General features: G+C 62.1%; 15 protein-coding genes. 11 read left to right on the top strand and 4 right to left on the bottom strand.

The window, feature by feature from the left end; all coding sequences use genetic code 11:
• Positions 1-143 precede the first annotated feature (143 nt).
• The 6 genes from purD to EV700_RS15175 all read left to right on the top strand — a co-directional run bounded on the left by purD (position 144) and on the right by EV700_RS15175 (position 7989).
• Positions 144-1445: a phosphoribosylamine--glycine ligase gene (gene purD, locus EV700_RS15200; RefSeq protein WP_130415361.1), complete on the top strand. Its 1302-nt coding sequence runs from the start codon at positions 144-146 to the stop codon at positions 1443-1445.
• Positions 1446-1550: 105 nt separating this feature from the next.
• On the top strand, positions 1551-2159 hold the full coding sequence (locus tag EV700_RS15195; RefSeq protein ID WP_130415359.1) for a Uma2 family endonuclease: 609 nt from the start codon (positions 1551-1553) through the stop codon (positions 2157-2159).
• An 80-nt stretch (positions 2160-2239) separates the two neighbouring features.
• On the top strand, positions 2240-3076 hold the full coding sequence (locus EV700_RS15190; protein WP_130415357.1) for a Hint domain-containing protein: 837 nt from the start codon (positions 2240-2242) through the stop codon (positions 3074-3076).
• 563 nt (positions 3077-3639) lie between these two features.
• Positions 3640-5901, top strand: coding sequence for an NADP-dependent malic enzyme (locus EV700_RS15185; RefSeq protein WP_130415355.1), 2262 nt, complete (start codon positions 3640-3642; stop codon positions 5899-5901).
• A gap of 107 nt (positions 5902-6008) precedes the next feature.
• Complete coding sequence (locus EV700_RS15180; RefSeq protein WP_130415353.1) at positions 6009-7217, top strand: class I SAM-dependent methyltransferase; 1209 nt, start codon at positions 6009-6011, stop codon at positions 7215-7217.
• The gene (locus EV700_RS15175; protein WP_165391512.1) at positions 7210-7989 is read left to right on the top strand and encodes a spermine/spermidine synthase domain-containing protein; all 780 of its coding nucleotides are present in this window, start codon (positions 7210-7212) and stop codon (positions 7987-7989) included. The genes EV700_RS15180 and EV700_RS15175 overlap by 8 nt, the downstream gene beginning before the upstream one ends.
• 51 nt (positions 7990-8040) lie before the next feature.
• On the opposite strand, the gene EV700_RS15170 is transcribed toward EV700_RS15175, so the two are convergent.
• Positions 8041-8775: a complement resistance protein TraT gene (locus EV700_RS15170; protein WP_130415349.1), complete on the bottom strand. Its 735-nt coding sequence runs from the start codon at positions 8773-8775 to the stop codon at positions 8041-8043.
• A gap of 246 nt (positions 8776-9021) precedes the next feature.
• Here EV700_RS15170 and EV700_RS15165 point away from each other — a divergent pair, with 246 nt between their 5' ends.
• Both EV700_RS15165 and EV700_RS15160 read left to right on the top strand, forming a co-directional pair.
• Positions 9022-9501 (top strand): DUF3015 family protein, encoded by a 480-nt coding sequence (locus tag EV700_RS15165; protein ID WP_130415347.1) that lies wholly within the window; start codon positions 9022-9024, stop codon positions 9499-9501.
• A 69-nt stretch (positions 9502-9570) separates the two neighbouring features.
• Complete coding sequence (locus tag EV700_RS15160) at positions 9571-11472, top strand: Lnb N-terminal periplasmic domain-containing protein (protein WP_130415345.1); 1902 nt, start codon at positions 9571-9573, stop codon at positions 11470-11472.
• 9 nt (positions 11473-11481) lie between these two features.
• On the opposite strand, the gene EV700_RS15155 is transcribed toward EV700_RS15160, so the two are convergent.
• Both EV700_RS15155 and EV700_RS15150 read right to left on the bottom strand, forming a co-directional pair.
• Positions 11482-13065: a DHA2 family efflux MFS transporter permease subunit gene (locus EV700_RS15155; RefSeq protein ID WP_130415343.1), complete on the bottom strand. Its 1584-nt coding sequence runs from the start codon at positions 13063-13065 to the stop codon at positions 11482-11484.
• Positions 13062-14090 carry an HlyD family secretion protein gene (locus EV700_RS15150; protein WP_130415341.1) on the bottom strand — a complete coding sequence of 343 codons (1029 nt, stop codon included), beginning with the start codon at positions 14088-14090 and terminating at the stop codon, positions 13062-13064. The genes EV700_RS15155 and EV700_RS15150 overlap by 4 nt, the downstream gene beginning before the upstream one ends.
• A 103-nt stretch (positions 14091-14193) precedes the next feature.
• Between EV700_RS15150 and EV700_RS17250 the strand changes: the two genes are divergently transcribed.
• Genes EV700_RS17250 through EV700_RS15135 form a run of 3 tightly spaced genes read left to right on the top strand, consistent with a single transcriptional unit; the run spans position 14194 to position 16327 of the window.
• Complete coding sequence (locus EV700_RS17250; RefSeq protein WP_130415339.1) at positions 14194-14832, top strand: TetR/AcrR family transcriptional regulator; 639 nt, start codon at positions 14194-14196, stop codon at positions 14830-14832.
• Positions 14829-16100, top strand: coding sequence for a TolC family protein (locus EV700_RS15140; RefSeq protein WP_165391511.1), 1272 nt, complete (start codon positions 14829-14831; stop codon positions 16098-16100). The genes EV700_RS17250 and EV700_RS15140 overlap by 4 nt, the downstream gene beginning before the upstream one ends.
• A complete protein-coding gene (locus EV700_RS15135) occupies positions 16097-16327 on the top strand; it encodes a hypothetical protein (protein WP_130415335.1) in 231 nt (76 codons plus the stop codon). The genes EV700_RS15140 and EV700_RS15135 overlap by 4 nt, the downstream gene beginning before the upstream one ends.
• On the opposite strand, the gene EV700_RS15130 is transcribed toward EV700_RS15135, so the two are convergent.
• Positions 16311-17033, bottom strand: a complete 723-nt coding sequence (locus EV700_RS15130) for an START domain-containing protein (RefSeq protein ID WP_130415333.1) — start codon at positions 17031-17033, stop codon at positions 16311-16313. The genes EV700_RS15135 and EV700_RS15130 overlap by 17 nt on opposite strands.
• Between the last annotated feature and the right edge of the window lie 22 nt (positions 17034-17055).

Genomic DNA, 17055 nt, shown 5'->3' with positions numbered 1-17055 from the left:
GCCGGGGAGAGGGGTGCGGAAAGCGGCCCGAACACAAGCCGTTTTCGTTGCCAATGCCGTCCCCCCTCTCCCTAACCCTCTCCCCCGTGGGGAGAGGGAATACCCCGTGACTTAATAATTCACATATTTTGGGGACATCTCCCATGAAAATCCTGATCCTCGGTTCCGGCGGCCGCGAACACGCCCTCGCCTGGAAGTGCGCGCAGGACCCGCGCGTGGAAACGGTTTTTGTCGCGCCCGGCAACGCCGGTTCCGCCACCGAAGCCAAGTGCCAAAATATCGCGCTCGATATCCTCGACAACACCGCGCTGATCCAGTTCGTGCAGGTGCAGGGCGTCAACCTGACGCTGGTCGGCCCGGAAGCCCCGCTGGTGAACGGCGTGGTCGACGCCTTCCGCGCCGCCGGTCTGCCCATCTGGGGACCGACGCAATTCGCCGCGCAACTGGAGGGTTCCAAGGCCTTCGCCAAGGACTTCCTGGCGCGTCAGGGCATCCCCACGGCGTTCTATAGCGTCTTCACCGACACTGACGCCGCTCTCGCCTACGTGCGCGAGAAAGGCGCGCCGATCGTGATCAAGGCCGACGGCCTGGCCGCAGGTAAGGGAGTGATCGTGGCGATGACGCTGGCAGAAGCCGAAGCCGCCATCATCGACATGCTGTCCGGCAACAAGTTCGGTTCGGCCGGTGCGCGCGTGGTGGTGGAAGAATTCCTTGAAGGCGAAGAAGCCAGCTTCATCGTCATGGTCGACAGCGTCAACGCGCTGGCGATGGCCACCAGCCAGGACCACAAACGCATCGGCGACGCCGACACCGGCCCCAACACCGGCGGCATGGGTGCTTACTCCCCCGCCCCGGTGGTGACACCCGCCGTGCACAAGCGTGTGATGGACGAAGTGATCATGCCGACCGTGCGCGGCATGGCGGCCGAAGGGCATCCCTACACCGGTTTCCTGTATGCCGGGCTGATGATCGACGCTTCCGGTGCACCGAAGGTGATCGAATTCAACTGCCGCTTCGGCGACCCGGAAACCCAGCCGATCATGATGCGTCTGCAAAGCTCGCTGGTGGCGCTGGTGGAAGCCGGTCTGGCCGGTCAACTGCCCGCCGAAGCGCAATGGGACCCGCGTCCGGCGCTGGGCGTGGTGATGGCCGCCGGGGGTTATCCGGATGATGTGCGCAAGGGCGATGTGATTTCCGGCATCGACGACGCCAACAGCCCGGTGGTGAAGGTTTTCCAGGCCGGGACGGCGTTGAAGGACGGTCAGGTGGTGACCAATGGCGGGCGCGTGTTGTGCGTGACCGGCTTGGGCGCAACGGTGTCCGAGGCGCAGCGCAATGCCTATGAAGGCGTGAAGCGGATTTCGTGGGCGGATGAGTATCATCGCGGCGATATCGGCTATCGGGCGGTGGCGCGGGAACAGCAGGTGCAGCAACAGCAGCAGTGAGGCTGGTTGCGGAGAGAGGGCAGCTGAGGCTGCCCTTTTTCTTGCGTTTGAGGAACAGATTCGATAGCGTGAGGTAATCGCTGCATTACAACCCACGAGGCTTTCATGGTTTCTACCGCCCGCCAAATCGACCCGCCCATCAGCGAAGCCGACTATTTCGCGCTGGAACGGGACACCGATATCCGCCACGAATTGCTGGACGGTCAGGTGTTTGCGATGGTCGGCGGCAGTTTTAACCATAGCCGGATTGTCGGCAATGTGTTCCGCGAAATTTCGGCTCATCTGAAGGGCAAACCTTGCGAAGTCTTTTCCGAAAGCACCAAACTGCGCTTTCCCGCCACGCTGGGCGGATTCGATTATGTCTATCCGGATGTAGTGGTTGACTGCTCCACGCATCTGGCGGAAGACAACATGCTGGTGACGCCGGTGCTTATTGTAGAGGTGCTCTCGCGCTCCACCCGGCGTCGCGACGAAACGGTTAAACGGGCGGCGTACCGGCAGATTCCGACGTTGATGGAATATGTGCTGATTGAGCAGGACGCCGTGGATGTGGAGGTGATGCGGCGCGAGTCGGGATGGTTGCCGGAGAATTATTTCATGGGCGACAGTCTGGTGCTGGAGTCGATCGGGGTGGCGCTGCGGGTGGAGGAGATTTACGAGCGGGTGCAGAATGCGGATGTGGATGAGTGGTTGGCGCACATTCGACATGTGTAACCTCCCCCTTCAAGGATTGAGTCCGGCGCATTATTAATCTGCTCTACGAGAGCTACATAAACTGACGGAATAGATAAAGAATGCAAAGCAACCTCAATACATGTGGTTCCGGTTTTGCCGCAGGGACGCCGGTTCATACTAACAAGGGATTAGTTCCTATAGAGCAACTGGAAATAGGTGACTATGTGCTATCCAGCCCGGATAATGAAAAAGGTCTCAAGGAATATAAACGAATTACTAGCGTCTACAAATCATTGGAAAAAAAGGAAATCTTCAGACTCCGTCACGTAACAAGACTGCCCTCTAGATTCAAAGATGGACATTATGAAATGGAAACCCTCTATTTGACGGAAAACCATCCAGTCTGGGTAAGTCGAATCGGCGAGAATACAGCCGAAGACATGAGCTATGATTTAGGTGTCGAGATCAATCCTGATGATGGACCTGGCTGGCAGTTCGCAAAAGACGTCGGAGGAATGGAGGGCGCCATTATCTCTAAAGGTCCAACCTTTCTTGGAGATATATGGGCTGGAGGCCTTTATAGTACTGACATTGAGAATGTTTTCTGGGCGAAACCTACTGGCTACGATCCTGGCTTAATTATGGACTTCCGTAGAAATCTACAGACTATATATTTCATAGGCGATCGACTTGATGATTGTCTATCTCCAGAAAGCATGTATAGGTTTGGAAATAGCGTTATCTATGGAGACCCTGAAAAACACCCTTTGGTTCATAATTTTTTGAAGATGATTCGTGATACCGGCCTTCGACATGAGTTCTATGGTGACGCCAAGGTCACAGTTTACAATATAGATGTGGAAGATTTTCATACCTACTATGTCGGCGAATTGGGTTTATGGGTTCATCACAATGCCCATCCAGTAAAAAGAGCAAACCCGAACTCTGGCCACTAATCTGGATCCCCCCATAATGGACAAGTTAATCGTGCCTCAATGGACATTTTCAAAATATTGATAGAAAAACGGCATCCCAAACCCTTGCCCTCCCCCTCCCCTCAATGCTAATGTCTCCCACTTGCATCGCCGCCCGAAACCGGACGGCAGGCAAGGCGGCCTAACCCCCGCCCGGACATCGGTTACCGTGCCCTTGCCCGCGCATACCACGCGAGGCAAGGGCAGCAACAAGGGCTTCCGCCAACCGGACCCTTCCGGCCCCCGGGCCGACCACCGTGTCGCGCCGGTCTCCCAAAAGGAACCGGCCCGACCGGGAAACAAACACCCTCCCCGTTTCCCGGTCTCCCCTCAACCTGTCCCCCTAAAAAGGGGACCGGTTCCGTAACCCGATTTTGTTTGTGCATGTCCATGCCACACCGTGGCGCGGAGTGCTATAGTTTTCAACCCTTTTCGTAGCCCGCGCCCCGCGCGGGACCGCCGGCATTGCCAACCCGACCGGCCCTCCCCGTCTTCCGCGCGGGCTACACCCAAACTGACGTGCCCGACACGAAGCGAGACCAAAGATGGATGAGGTGTTCAAGAAAGCCGCGCTGGACTATCACGAATTTCCCAAGCCCGGCAAAATTGCAGTTACCCCCAGCAAGAACCTGATCAACCAGCGCGACCTGGCGCTGGCCTATTCCCCCGGCGTCGCCGCGCCCTGTCTGGAAATTGAAAAAGATCCGAGCACCGTCTCGCGCTACACCGCGCGCGGCAACCTGGTCGCGGTGATCTCCAACGGCACCGCCGTGCTGGGCCTGGGCGACATCGGTCCGCTGGCCTCCAAGCCGGTGATGGAAGGCAAGGGCGTGCTGTTCAAGAAGTTCGCGGGCGTGGACGTGTTCGACATCGAAATCGACGAACGCGACCCGGACAAGCTGGTGGACATCATCGCCAGCCTGGAACCCACCTTCGGCGGTATCAACCTGGAAGACATCAAGGCTCCGGAATGTTTCTACATCGAGCGCAAGCTGCGCGAACGGATGAAGATTCCCGTTTTCCATGACGACCAGCACGGCACCTCCATTATTGTCGGCGCGGGTCTGCTGAATGCGCTGAAGATCGTCAAGAAAGACATCGCCAACATCAAGATTGTCTGCTCCGGCGCCGGCGCGGCCGCCATCACCTGTCTGGACCTGATCTGTGCGCTGGGCGCGCGCAAGGAAAACATCTACGTCACCGACTCCAAGGGCGTGCTGCACCACGGCCGCGCCATGGACGAGAGCAAGGCCAAGTACGCGCAGGCAACCGATGCGCGCACGCTGGCGGACATCATGGTCGGCGCGGACATGTTCCTGGGCCTGTCCACAGCCGGTATCGTCAGTCAGGACATGGTGAAGACCATGGCCGCCAAGCCGATCATTTTCGGCCTGTCGAACCCGACGCCCGAAATCATGCCGGAAGAAGTGAAGGCCGTGCGCGATGACGCCATTATCGCCACCGGTCGTTCCGACTACCCGAACCAGGTCAATAACGCCCTGTGCTTCCCCTATATTTTCCGGGGCGCGCTGGATGTGGGCGCCACCAACGTCAACGAGGCGATGAAGATTGCCTGCGTGGAAGCCATCGCGCGCATGGCGCATGTGGAGCAGACCGAGTCCACCGCCTTCGGCGAAGTGACCTCCTTCGGACCGGACTACATCATTCCCAAGGCGCTGGACCCGCGCCTGATCATGGAAATCGCCCCGGCCGTCGCCAAGGCCGCGATGGAGTCCGGCGTCGCGACCCGCCCGATCGCCGATCTGGACGCCTATCGCCAGAAGCTGTCGGAATACGTCTACAACTCCGCCTTCATCATGAAGCCGGTGTTTGCCCAGGCCAAGGCCCAGCCCAAGCGCATCATCTTCTGCGAAGGCGAAGACGAGCGCGTCCTGCGCGCGGTGCAAATCGTGGTGGACGAAGGCCTGGCCAAGCCGATCCTGATCGGTCGCGTGCCGGTGATTGAAAGCAAGATCCAGCGCCTGGGCCTGCGTATCCGCTCCGGCATCGACTTTGAACTGGTGAACCAGGACAACGATCCGCGCTACAAGGAATACTGGACCTATTACCACCGCCTGATGGAGCGTCGCGGTATCGGCGTCGAGCTGGCCAAGCGCGAAGTGCGCCGCCGCACCACGCTGATCGGCGCGCTGCTGATGCACTTCGGCGAGGCCGACGGCATGATCTGCGGCACCTTCGGCCACTACCAGCTGCACTTGGATTATGTGTCCGACGTGATCGGCCTGGGTCGCAAGGCGCAGAACTTCTACGCCATGAACGCGCTGATCCTGAACGACCGCACCCTGTTCATCGCCGACACCTACGTCAATCCGGACCCGACCGCGCAACAGATCGCCGAAATGACGATGCTGGCCGCCGAGGAAATCCGCCGCTTCGGCATGACGCCGAAGGTGGCGCTGCTGTCGCACTCAAGCTTTGGCACCAGCAACACTGCCAGCGCCCAGAAGATGCGTGATGCCTACGCCATCCTCAGCGCCAACGCGCCGGAGCTGGAAGTGGATGGCGAAATGCACGGTGATGCCGCGCTGGATGAAAATGTCCGTCACGACACCTTCCCCAACTCGCGCCTGAAGGGCAACGCCAACCTGCTGATCATGCCAACGCTGGATGCCGCCAACATCGCCTTCAACCTGTTGAAGACCGCGAATGGCAACGGCGTCACCATCGGCCCGATCCTGCTGGGCGCCAACCAGCCGGTGCACATCCTGACCTCGTCGGCCACCACCCGCCGCATCGTCAACATGACGGCGCTGACGGTGGCGGAAGCCATCGCCAACCAGGGGTAACTCCCCCGGTTGCTGAGATCCGGCAAAGGGCGACGAAAGTCGCCCTTCTGCTTTCTGCGATTCCCCCTGTCTGTTAAATTTGCCGCTTCACTTCAGGCTGCGCCGCCATGACCGATCATCCCGCCGAATTCCTTGCCCGCCTCCGCCACAGCCTCGACGCCCAAACGCTCTCAAAGCTGGTGCTGAGCAAATATCAGGGGGAAGAAAAAGAACTGGTGCGGTTGACGGTGCGCCCCATCAACCTGCGCGGTCAGGACTGCCTGAGCGTTGTCTACCAGTACCAGACCCGCGAGATCACCAAGAACCATCCCGTCGCGGAAGGCGTCGCGCTGATCGGAGCCTTGCTGGGCCGGGACTTCAAGAATGCCAACCTGCTGGCCAGCGACGGCGAAACCCAGTTGCAGTTCAGCAAGAAAGGCAAGACCTCGCTGCAGCATCAGGGGCAAGTCCGCGCTGAAGCCACCGCCAGAACGCACGACCATGAAAAACAGCGCTTTCTGGACCTTGATCGCCCTTTCCTCACCGATCTGGGCGTCACCGATGCCAAGGGTCAATTGATCCCGGCCATGTCGCGGAAATGGAAGCAGATCAACAAGTTCCTGGAAATTTTCAGCCACGCCTTTGCGCAGGCACGCATGCCCGAAGCACGGCCGGTGCGGGTGCTGGACTTCGGGTCCGGCAAGGGCTACCTGACCTTTGCCGTGCACGACTGGCTGACGCGCACGCAGGGCCGCGCGGCGCATGTCACCGGTGTCGAACTGCGCGATCCGCTGGTGCGGCTGTGCATGCAGGCGGCGGAGCGGTCAGGCTTGCAGGGGCTGGATTTCTTCACCGGCGACGTACGCACCTTTGACACGCCGCAACTGGACATCATGATTGCGCTGCACGCCTGCGACATCGCCACCGACTACGCCATCCACACCGGCATCCGGCTGGGCGCGGAAATCATCCTCTGCGCCCCCTGCTGCCACAAGGAAATCCGCCCGCAGATGCACAGCCCCGCCGTGCTACAACCGTTGCTCAAGCACGGCATTCACCTGGGGCAGGAAGCGGAAATGGTGACGGACGGCTTGCGCGCCCTGCTGCTGGAAGCCAGCGGCTACGATACGCAGGTCTTTGAATTCGTGTCGCTGGAACATACCAGCAAGAACAAGATGATCCTGGCGGTGAAGCGCGCCGCCGCGCGGGATGCCGCGCCCTTCCGCAACCAGATCCGGGCCATCAAGGACTTCTACGGTATCCGGCAACAGTGCCTGGAATCGCTGCTGGGCGGAACCGCCGCGCCCCGACAAGCGGATTGTTCCGACTGTGGCTGATACGGATATGGGCGGCAGCACGCTCCCGACCGAAAACCACGACCAACCCGAACTGTGGGAAACCCGTCAGTCGCTGACCCTGCACTTCGGCAGCGAGGCCGTGCAAAGCCGGATGAGCAAGGACGCCCCCTGGCGGCTGGAGTTCGAATACACCCGCCGCATGGTCACCTTCCTGGCCTTCCACCCGGAACCGGCGGACATCCTCATCGTCGGCCTGGGCGGCGGCTCCCTGTCGAAGTTCTGCCAGCGCTTCCTGCCCAACGCGAACATCACCTCCATCGAGATCAACCCGGCGGTGATCGCCCTGCGCGACAAATTCCTGATTCCCCCGGACAGCCGCCAATTCCGCATCCTGCGGGCGGACGCCGTCGAGTACCTTCCCGCCCATCCGGCGTCGGCGGACATCATTTTGATGGATGCCTACGATGCCGACGGCCTGCCCCCGGCGTTGTGCAGCGAGGACTTCTACCGCGCCAGCCGCGAAGCGCTGAAACCGGGCGGCATCCTCTCGGCCAACCTGTGGCGCAGTGACAAGGCCTTCCGGCGCAATCTGGGACGACTGGGGCGCATCTTTGACCGACGCGTGGTCAGCGCCACCTGCGATACCGGCAACGAGTCGGTGCTGTGTTTCCGCGAACCGGCGCTGCCGCCCTTTGCGCAGGCCTGGAAGAATGCCCTGCACTACCAGAAACTGACCGGCGTGAACCTGCCCGGATACCTGGAGGACTTGGTCTTCAGTGCGGGAAATGACTGGTTTTACGGCTCGACCTGAACGGCCAGCGGGAGTCTCCTCCCGGACGGGAGGAGACGGGGAAGTCCGGAATCAGAACATCCCGGCGATGGAGGTGCTCAGGCCCTTGACCAGTTCCGGCTGCGCCTGTTCCCAGGACAGGTTGACCTTGTTGGCGGAGGACAGCACGCGGGTGCGGTAACGCTTCCAGTGGCTTTCCTCGGCGTAGCTGAGGTTTTCCGAGCCGGACGTGCCCTGCTTCAGGCTTTGCGAACCCTGCAGGCTGACCGGACTCTTGGTGCGCTGGGAAATCTGCACATCGGTAATGGCGGAGAAATAGACATCCTTCACCATCTGCCCGGCCACGAAATCGGCCATGCCCAGCGCCAGACCGCCGCCGACAATATGCCGGCTGTTGTCCGACCCGGCCGCATAGATCGCCCCCGCCCCGGCGACCGCCATCGCTTCCGAGCCGAAACCCTTGCCCAGCATGGCCTCGGCGGCGGTCTGGTCCGACTTGCCGACTTGCAGGATATTCACCTGCAGCATGTACTGCGCCTCGTCAGGATTGCGGGTCAGCTTCCAGCCGCGCGCGGCCAGCGAGGACTCGACGGCGTTCTGGACGGTGAAATCGGGTTTGTCGGAGGTATTGCGGACCTGGACCAGCAGCACCATGTTTTGCGGCGCGGCGGGGTCAATGAAGACGCTCTCGGACATCTTGGTTTGCACGTCCAGATTGCGCTTGGAAATCGCGACTCCGGTGGCGGCGCAGCCGGCAAACAGGGAAAGACTCAGCGCCAGTGTTGCTCCTGCGAAAAGCTTGTTCATCATAATCTCCTTTGACGGTATCCTTTTTTCGCGCGCGAAAATTACCAGCCGGAGAGATTCAGTGCCCTGCGATCCTGTCGGACAGGCGCAACCGACCGCTCAAAAGAAAGGCTGACGACACGATCACAGGCATGCACAAAGGCAGTGCATCCCCCTTGGCAGTCCATGACAAAAGCATTACTCTCGGGAAAGTCCCCTGAAAAAGCAGGGTTGACTGACACCAACAAATACAACGAGGGATTCTTCATGAAAAAGTTTGTAGCGATTGCCCTGCTGGCTGGCGCCTCTTCCGTTGCCATGGCTGACCAGGATACCGGTTGCGGTCTGGGCACCATGCTGTGGGCCGGTCAATCCGGTGTTATCCCCAAGATCCTGGCGGTGACCACCAACGGCACTTCCGCCAACCAGCTGTTCGGCATCACCACCGGCACCCTGGGCTGCCAGTCTGACGGCGTCATCTCTTCCCGCGCCAAGCTGGGCATGTACATGGGCACCAACAGCGAGCGTCTGGCCCGCGACATGTCGGTCGGCCAAGGCGAATCCCTCAATGTGCTGGCTGACCTGATGGGCATCAAGGCCGAGCACAAGGCTGCCTTCTTCCAGGCCGCCAAGACCAACTTCGGCACCATCTTCGCCCCGGAAAACCAGTCCGCCGGTCAGGTGCTCTCCGCCCTGCAAGGCGTGATGGCCAAGGACGCTGTCCTGTCCGCCTACGCCGCCGCCTGATTCAGGCCGTGGTTCCTGCCCCTCGCTCCGGCGGGGGGTTTTTGTTTGCGGCTCCGGAATTGCCTGCCCATGTTCTCCCGATTTCTTGCCCTGCTGCCGGGTATTTTGTTCGCCCTCTGTTTTAGCGCCGCTTCGGCCGAAACTCTCGAAGATGTCCTTGAAAAAGCCTCGGAAACCCGGCTGTACGATGACGCCTACTGGCGCATCCTGCTGCGTTACGAAGACCTGAGCCGGCACCACCGCGCCAGCCTGGTCCGGCAACCGGCCTTCTTTATGCATCCGGACGGACGGGATAACCCCGAAGCCGAGTTACGCGCCGACATTCACGCGCTTTACACCGACTCCATGGAACTGGGCGACCAGGCCTTTGCCTGCCGTTTCCCCGCGCGCACGGCCTGGCTGCGCACGCGGCTGCCGATTGATGACCGCGACCTGGCGCCGCTGAACTGTTCGGCGCTGAATACCTGGATGAAAGGGATTAACCCGCAACAGGCGACGCTGATCTTTGCCGCCGACTACCTGAACAATCCGTCCTCCATGTTCGGCCACACGCTGCTGCGCATTGATGCGCCCGAGCAGACCGAGGAAACCCGCCTGCTGGCCTATGCCATCAACTACGCGGCGCAAACCGATAACGCCAACAGCCTCGACTTCGCGTGGAAGGGCGTCACCGGCGGTTATCCCGGCGCGTTCTCGATCCTGCCCTATTACCAGAAGGTCAAGGAATACAATGACTTCGAGAACCGCGACCTGTGGGAGTACCAGCTCAACCTGACGCCGGAAGAAGTGCAGCGCTTGCTGAAGCACCTCTGGGAATTGAAGGGGGTGATGTTCCCCTACTACTTCTTCTCCAGCAATTGCTCGTATCAGTTGCTGGGCCTGTTTGAAGCCGCCCGCCCCGGCCTGGCCATGCGCCGCGACTTTCCGGTTTATGCCGCGCCCACGGATACCCTGCGCCGGGTGTTGGCGGAACAGGGCATGCTGAAGCAGGTTATTTACCGTCCCGCCAGCGGCACATTGCTGGACTCCCACGCCGGACAAAACTCCCGTGCGGTCAACCGCGCCGCCGGACAACTGGCCGATAATCCGCAAGCCGCGCTGGACGGGCTTTCCTCCGCCGACCAGGCGCGCGCGGTGGAAATGGGCTATGACTGGTTGTATTACCGTTATCTGGCGCACAAGGCCGACCCGGCCACCGCTCCGGCCAAATTGCGGCAACTGCTGATCCGCCGCAGCACCTACGCGGAGCCGGACAGCCGCCGCGCGCCGCCGCGCCCGGCCGTGGACCCATCCCAAGGCCATCTGACCTCGGAGTGGCAAACAGGCGGCGGCTATGCCCAGGATCAGGGCTTCCTGTCACTGGATTATCGCCCCGCCTACCATGACCTGCTCGATCCCGATGGCGGTTACCGTCAGGGAGCCTCCATCGACTTCCTGCGCCTGCAGCTGCACTACCTGCTGCGGGAGCGGCAACTGGCGCTGCAACAATTCACGTTGGTGCACATCGACTCGCTGGCGACCCGCAACGACTTCCTGAAACCCATGTCCTGGAATCTGGGTCTGGGCGCACGGCAAGCCTCGGTGGACAGCGCCGGACGATTCAGTACCCGGGAATCGCATGCGGTGGGCTATCTGGAAGGCGGCATGGGCTTTACGGTGCAACCTGCGGTAGGGAAGCTGTGTTATGGCGTGCTGCAAGGGGAACTGAACGGCGGCCAGATACTGGATAAAGGCTGGCGGGCCGGGGCAGGTCCGCGTGTCGGCTGCCGCTCGCAAGGCGCGCGCGGTCAGTGGCTGGGCCATGTGGAAAGCCTGTGGTTCACCGACAGCGAATCTTTCCGGACCGCCGTGGAAGCCGGGTATCAATGGAATCTGGATGCCGAGGACGGCATCCGGGTGGAGGCCCGGTATCAGGAACAGGATGGCAGGGACTGGAGCGGGGTGTCGTTGGGCTGGCGGTCGTATTTCTGACCGCCGCCGTCAGTGGCTGTCCGGCGAGGGAGCCGCCGGAGCCTGCACCTTCTGAATCAGCGGCAACAGCAGCAGCACGCTCAGGATCAGGCCGGACAACAGCATCGTCATGTCATTGAACGCCAGCGTGGTCGCCTGAAGCCGGATTTTTTGCTGCAGCAAGGCAATCGCCGCCGCTCCGCTTTGTCCGCCCAACTCTCCCTGCATGGCTGCGCCGCTGCCCGCCAGCATCGCCTGCACCGGTGCGCGCGCCGGATCGGTCAGCGCCGCCAGATGCTGCCAGTGAAAGGCAAAGCGCCAGTCCATGATGGTATTGATGCAGGCCAACCCGATGGCCCCGCCGATATTGCGCGTCAGGTTGAACAGCGCGCTGCCGTTCTTCATCTCGGTCAGCGGCAGCGTGCTCAGCGCCAGCTGCGACATCACGATCATCGCGCACATCAGGCCAACACCGCGCAGGATCTGCGGCCAGAACAGGTCTTCCGGTCCGGCCGCCGAGGTCATGTGCGAGTTCAGCCAGACGCCGAAAGACGCGATCACCAGCCCGATCCCCACCAGAACCCGCGTATCCATTTTCGCGGACAAACGGCCGATCCACGGCGCGGTGATGAACATCGCCACACCCATCACCATCATCGTTTCGCCAATCTGCAAACTATTGAAATGCCGCACCTGACCCAGGAACAGCGGAATCAGGTAGACCATGCCGTACAGGCTGACACCGACCACAAAGGAAATGACCGAGCCGACCGCGAAATTGCGGTTGGCGAAGACGCGCAGGTTGACGATGGGATTGAGGCTGGTGAAGCTGCGCCAGAAAAAGAAGATGGCGCTCAGGGTGCCGGTGATCGTGGCCAGCAACACCGATCGTTCGGAAAACCAGTCGTGGCGGGGACCTTCGTCCAGCGCGAACTCCAGGCAGCCGAGAAACAGCCCCATGCTGACCAGTCCGCTCCAGTCGATGATGTGCCACAGCTTCCAGTCCGGCTTGTCGATCTGGTCGAGGTAGCTCCAGACAATACTGGAAATCAGTAGCGCGGGCGGCAGGTTGACCAGGAACATCCAGTGCCAGGAGAAATAGTTGGTCAGATAGCCGCCCAGCGTCGGCCCCACCGCCGGGGCCAGCGTCGAGGCCATGCTGACCAGCACGATCGGCCCCATGCGCTTTTCCGGGGGGAACAGCATGAACAGCGCCGCCATGGTCGTCGGGATCATGCCGCCGCCCAGGAAGCCCTGGATGGTGCGGAACACCAGCAGCGACGGCAGGCTCCAGGCCATGGCGCACATCAGGCTGGCGAACGCGAAACCGACGGCGCTGAGCACAAAGTAGACGCGGGTCGACATCATCCGCGACAGGTAGCCGGACAAGGGAATGGCGATCACTTCCGCGATCAGGTAGCTGGTTTGCACCCAGGCGATTTCGGACGAGCTGGCGCTCATGCCCGCCTGCAATTCATTCAGCGAACTGGCGACAATCTGGATATCCAGAATGGCCATGAAATTGCCGAAGACCAGCGCGCAGAAGCCGATCCAGGCGCGGCGCATGGCGGCGCGCTGGTGAGCATCGGGCGCAGTGGTAGCGCTGGCGTTCATCGCGTCTCCACCACCACTTCCGCCGACATGCCGGGGCGCAGCTTGCCGTCGGTATTGGCTTGGCTCAGCACAATCTTCACCGGCACGCGCTGCACGATCTTGTTGAAGTTGCCGGTAGCGTTATCCGGCGGCAGCAGCGCGAATTCGGCCCCCGAGGCCGGGGACAGGCTCTGGATCACACCCTCCAGTTTCAGGCCGGGATAGGCGTCCAGTTCAATCTCGGCCTTCTGCCCGACCCTCATGGCGGCCAGCTGGGTTTCCTTGAAGTTGGCTTCGATGAACACCGAATCCAGCGGCACGATCGCCATCAACCGGCTGCCCGCCGCCACGCGGCTGCCCAGCCGAGCCGCCAGATCGCCGACCACGCCGTTGATCGGCGCGCGGATTTCCGTGGCCGCCAGATCGATTTCCGCCAGTTTCAGCGCGGCGCGGGCGGCTTCCAGTTCCGCCGCCAGCTGCTCGCGGCCGGTGCCCGCCCCGCCCTGCCGGGCGCGCGCGGCGGCAATGCCCGACTCGGCGCGCTTGCTTTGCGCCACGGCGGACTGCCAGGCGGCAGTCGCGTTATCCAGCCGCTGTTTCGTGGCGACGCCGTCCTGCACCAGCGCCTTGGCGCGCTGCATCTCCAGCTGCAGGCGGCTTTCCTCGGCCTTCGCCGCCTGCAACGCGGCTTCCGCCTCGGCCACCTGCGCCAGCAACGACGAATCATCCTGACGGTTGGTCAGCAAGGCGGCCTCGCGCATCGCCACCTGCGCCTTCGCCTGTGCGACGCGGGCCTGATAGTCGGCATCGTCAATCTTCAGCAACAGCTCGCCGGCCTTGACCGGCTGGTTGTTCTTCACCAGCATCTGCACTACTTCCCCGCCCGCACGCGGCGTCAGGTAGCTGACATCGGCGCGGACATAGGCGTTGTCGGTGCTTTCATGAAACCGTCCATAGGTCCACCAGCGGATGGTCAGGCCCACCGCGGCCAGCAGCAGCAGGGCGAGGATGACAAAGGGAAGCTTGCGGGAGGTATCGCGACTCATGATCGGGGCTCGGACGGGTCAGTAAGGCCGGATGGCCGATATTGCATTTTCAGGATCTCGCTGATAATGTACTGAACAGTACAGTTCATTGCAAGCCTGTCTTATGACTGCCGAAAAATCCTTTTTTTCCTGTTGTCCCGCCACCGCCCGGGGCGAAGCCCGTCGTGAAGCCCTGCTGGAAGCCGCCCGCGCCATCTTCCTGGAAAAGGGCTATTCCGGCACCAGCCTGGATGAAGTGGTGAAGCGCACCGGCGGTTCCAAGGCCAGCGTCTACAAGTATTTCGGCAACAAGGAAGGGCTGTTCGCCGCCATGTTCGCCGACCGTTGCCAGGCCTTCCTCGCCACCCTCGCCATTCCCGACGAGATCAGCGCGAACCTGGAAGAAACCCTGATGCTGTTTGCCGGGCGGGTGCTGGAAGCCTCGCTGGGCGAGGAGCGCATCGCGATGGTGCGGGCGCTGGCCGCCGAGGCCGCCCGCTTTCCGGAGCTGGCGGAAATGGCCTACAAGACCGGCCCGCAGCACGGCCTGGGGTTGATGGCCGACTTCCTGAAGCGTCACCACGAGGCCGGAGTCATCCGCTGCGATCACCCCGACATCGCCGCCGTGCAGTTCCTGGAAATGATCAAGGGGCACCCGCAATGGCGCGCGCTGTTGGGCCTGCCGCCCTTCCCCGCGCATCTGGACCGCGACACCTATGTGCGCGTCGCCGTCCACAACTTCCTTCAGGCGTACCGTCCATGAAAGCTTTAGTCCCGCTACTGCTGGCGTTGCCGCTGGCTGTCCAGGCGCAAACCCTGGTCGGGTCAGTGCATCAGGCGCTCAGTCACCATCCGGCGTTGGCCGCCGCCCGCGCCGATATCGACGCCGCCAACCGGGCCGTCGATACCCAGGCCAGCCTGTTCAAGCCGCGCCTGGGCGTCAGTGCCGAGATCGGCCGCTCCAGCCTGCAAACTACCTCCCCTTTCCCCGAGTCCGGCGCGCGCTGGCCGAACACGCTCAGCCTGTCGCTGAACCAGCCGCTCTATACCGGCGGCGCGCTGGAGGCCGGACGCGATCTGGCCGGACAGCAGGCCGAGGCCAGCCGCTTCAGCGGTGAAGATCTTAAAATCCGGATCGCTGTCGACGCCATCGCCGCCCACGCCGCCGTAGTGCGTGACCAGGCGCTGCTGGATCTGCGCAACGAATCGCTGCGCACCCTGCAAACCATGCGGCACGACACTGAAAAACGCTTTCAGGCCGGGGAAGTGACCCGCACGGAAGTGGCGCAGGCGCAAGCCCGGCTCTCGGACGGGGAAGCGCAACTGGCGCGGGCGAAGGCCAATCTGGCCGTCAGCGAAGGCCAGTATTTCCGCGTGACGGGTGAAGCGCCGCACGACCTGCAAAGCCGTTACCCGAAACTGCCGCTGCCCGCGACGCTGGATGATGCCCGTCGCCGGGCGCTGGAAAATCCGGCCCTGAAGTCCGCCGAGGCGCAGGCGCAGGCGCTGGAAGCCGCCGTACGCGTGGCGCGCAGCGGCGACCGGCCGCAGGTCAGCGTCGAGGCGCGCGCCGCCACCCAGGACAACACCGAATTCGGCTATGACCGCCTGAACGCCTGGGGCGTTTACCTGAAAGCGCAGATGAACCTGTACGACGCCGGGCATACCGGCAGCGCCGCCGCCGAAGCCGTCGCCAAGGCCGACGCCGCGCGCTGGCGCGTGGCCGACCTGCGTGAAAGCCTGCTGCAGGCCATGACCGAGGCCTGGCAGCATTGGCAGGCCGCCGAAGCCAGCCTGCCCGCCCTGCAGGCGGAAGTCGCCGCCGCCGAACTGGCGCGCGACAGCACCCGCAAGGAGGTCGCCGTCGGCACCCGCACCACGCTGGACCTTCTGGACGCCGAACGCGAGCTGTTGTCGGCGAAAGTCGACCTGCTGCTGCACGAACAGGAACAGAGCCTGTCGGCTTATCAGGTGCTGGCGGTGATCGGGGATTTGTCCGTCCTCACCAATGCCCCGGGGAGCACACCATGAGCGGCGGACCGACGGTTCCGGAAGACACTTTCCGGGCGGAAGGGCATTGCTGCGCCATCACCCTGCCGGGCATCCGGGACGGTGACACTGCGGTGGAGTTTGCGGCGGATCAAGCGGTGAAGGCGTATCTGGCGGATGCCTGGGGAATCGGGGAGGTTCAGGCTGAGCCTCCCGCAGAACAGGCGGACGCACGGTCCGCCCCGGTGGCTATCAATCCGCCGAAATGATGAACGGTGACGGGGTTGTCGGCTCGCGATACATCGGCTGCTGCACGATGCGCTGCAAGCCCAGCATGCTGCTGTAGGGCGCCATGCGCTGAATGGCGTTGATGCCCCACACCGGCGAAATTCCGCCCGGATCGATATAACCTTCCACTTCCAGCTTGGTCTTGTCCTTGCCCATCGGCGTCAGCTTGATGGCCATATCCTGCTGCGTCACCCGCACCAAGCCCTTCGCGGGCGGCATGTAGTCCGGAGCCGCCTTCAGGGTAATCACCATGAAGCCCTTGCGCGCCGTATACGGCTGGATCACGGCATGGATGATGGAATCCCGGTCGGGCATGGTGACCGGCGCATTGAACACCTGGTAATAGTAGAACTCGTAAGGGGAAACCTTCTTCAGCATGCGTGAATCCGTGGTTTCCCAGAACCACTTCTTGAGGTTGTCGGCGTCGTAATGCACGCGGGCCACGGTTTCCATCGAGGCCTCAACCACCATTTCGATCCGGAACGTGCGGACGCGCTTGCCGTCTTCCTGCTTGGAATAGGTCTTGATGTTCCGCATCGCGTCATTTTTTACCAGATGCCACTCATTGCGCGCACCCAGTTCGGCGTTGCGCAACTCTTCAATATCATCGGACGCCGCGCGGGCAGGCGCCTGATACAGCGCCATTGTTGCCAGCACTGCTACAGCGAGTGTTTTTCTGAGGGACATGGGGAAAGCTCCTTTCTGCCTG

It is taken from the genome of Fluviicoccus keumensis (genome assembly GCF_004217445.1).
In the GTDB taxonomy this organism is placed as follows: Bacteria; Pseudomonadota; Gammaproteobacteria; order Pseudomonadales; family Moraxellaceae; genus Fluviicoccus; species Fluviicoccus keumensis.
Note: the sequence above shows the minus strand (reverse complement) of the source record. Positions and strands in the feature narration are given on the sequence as shown.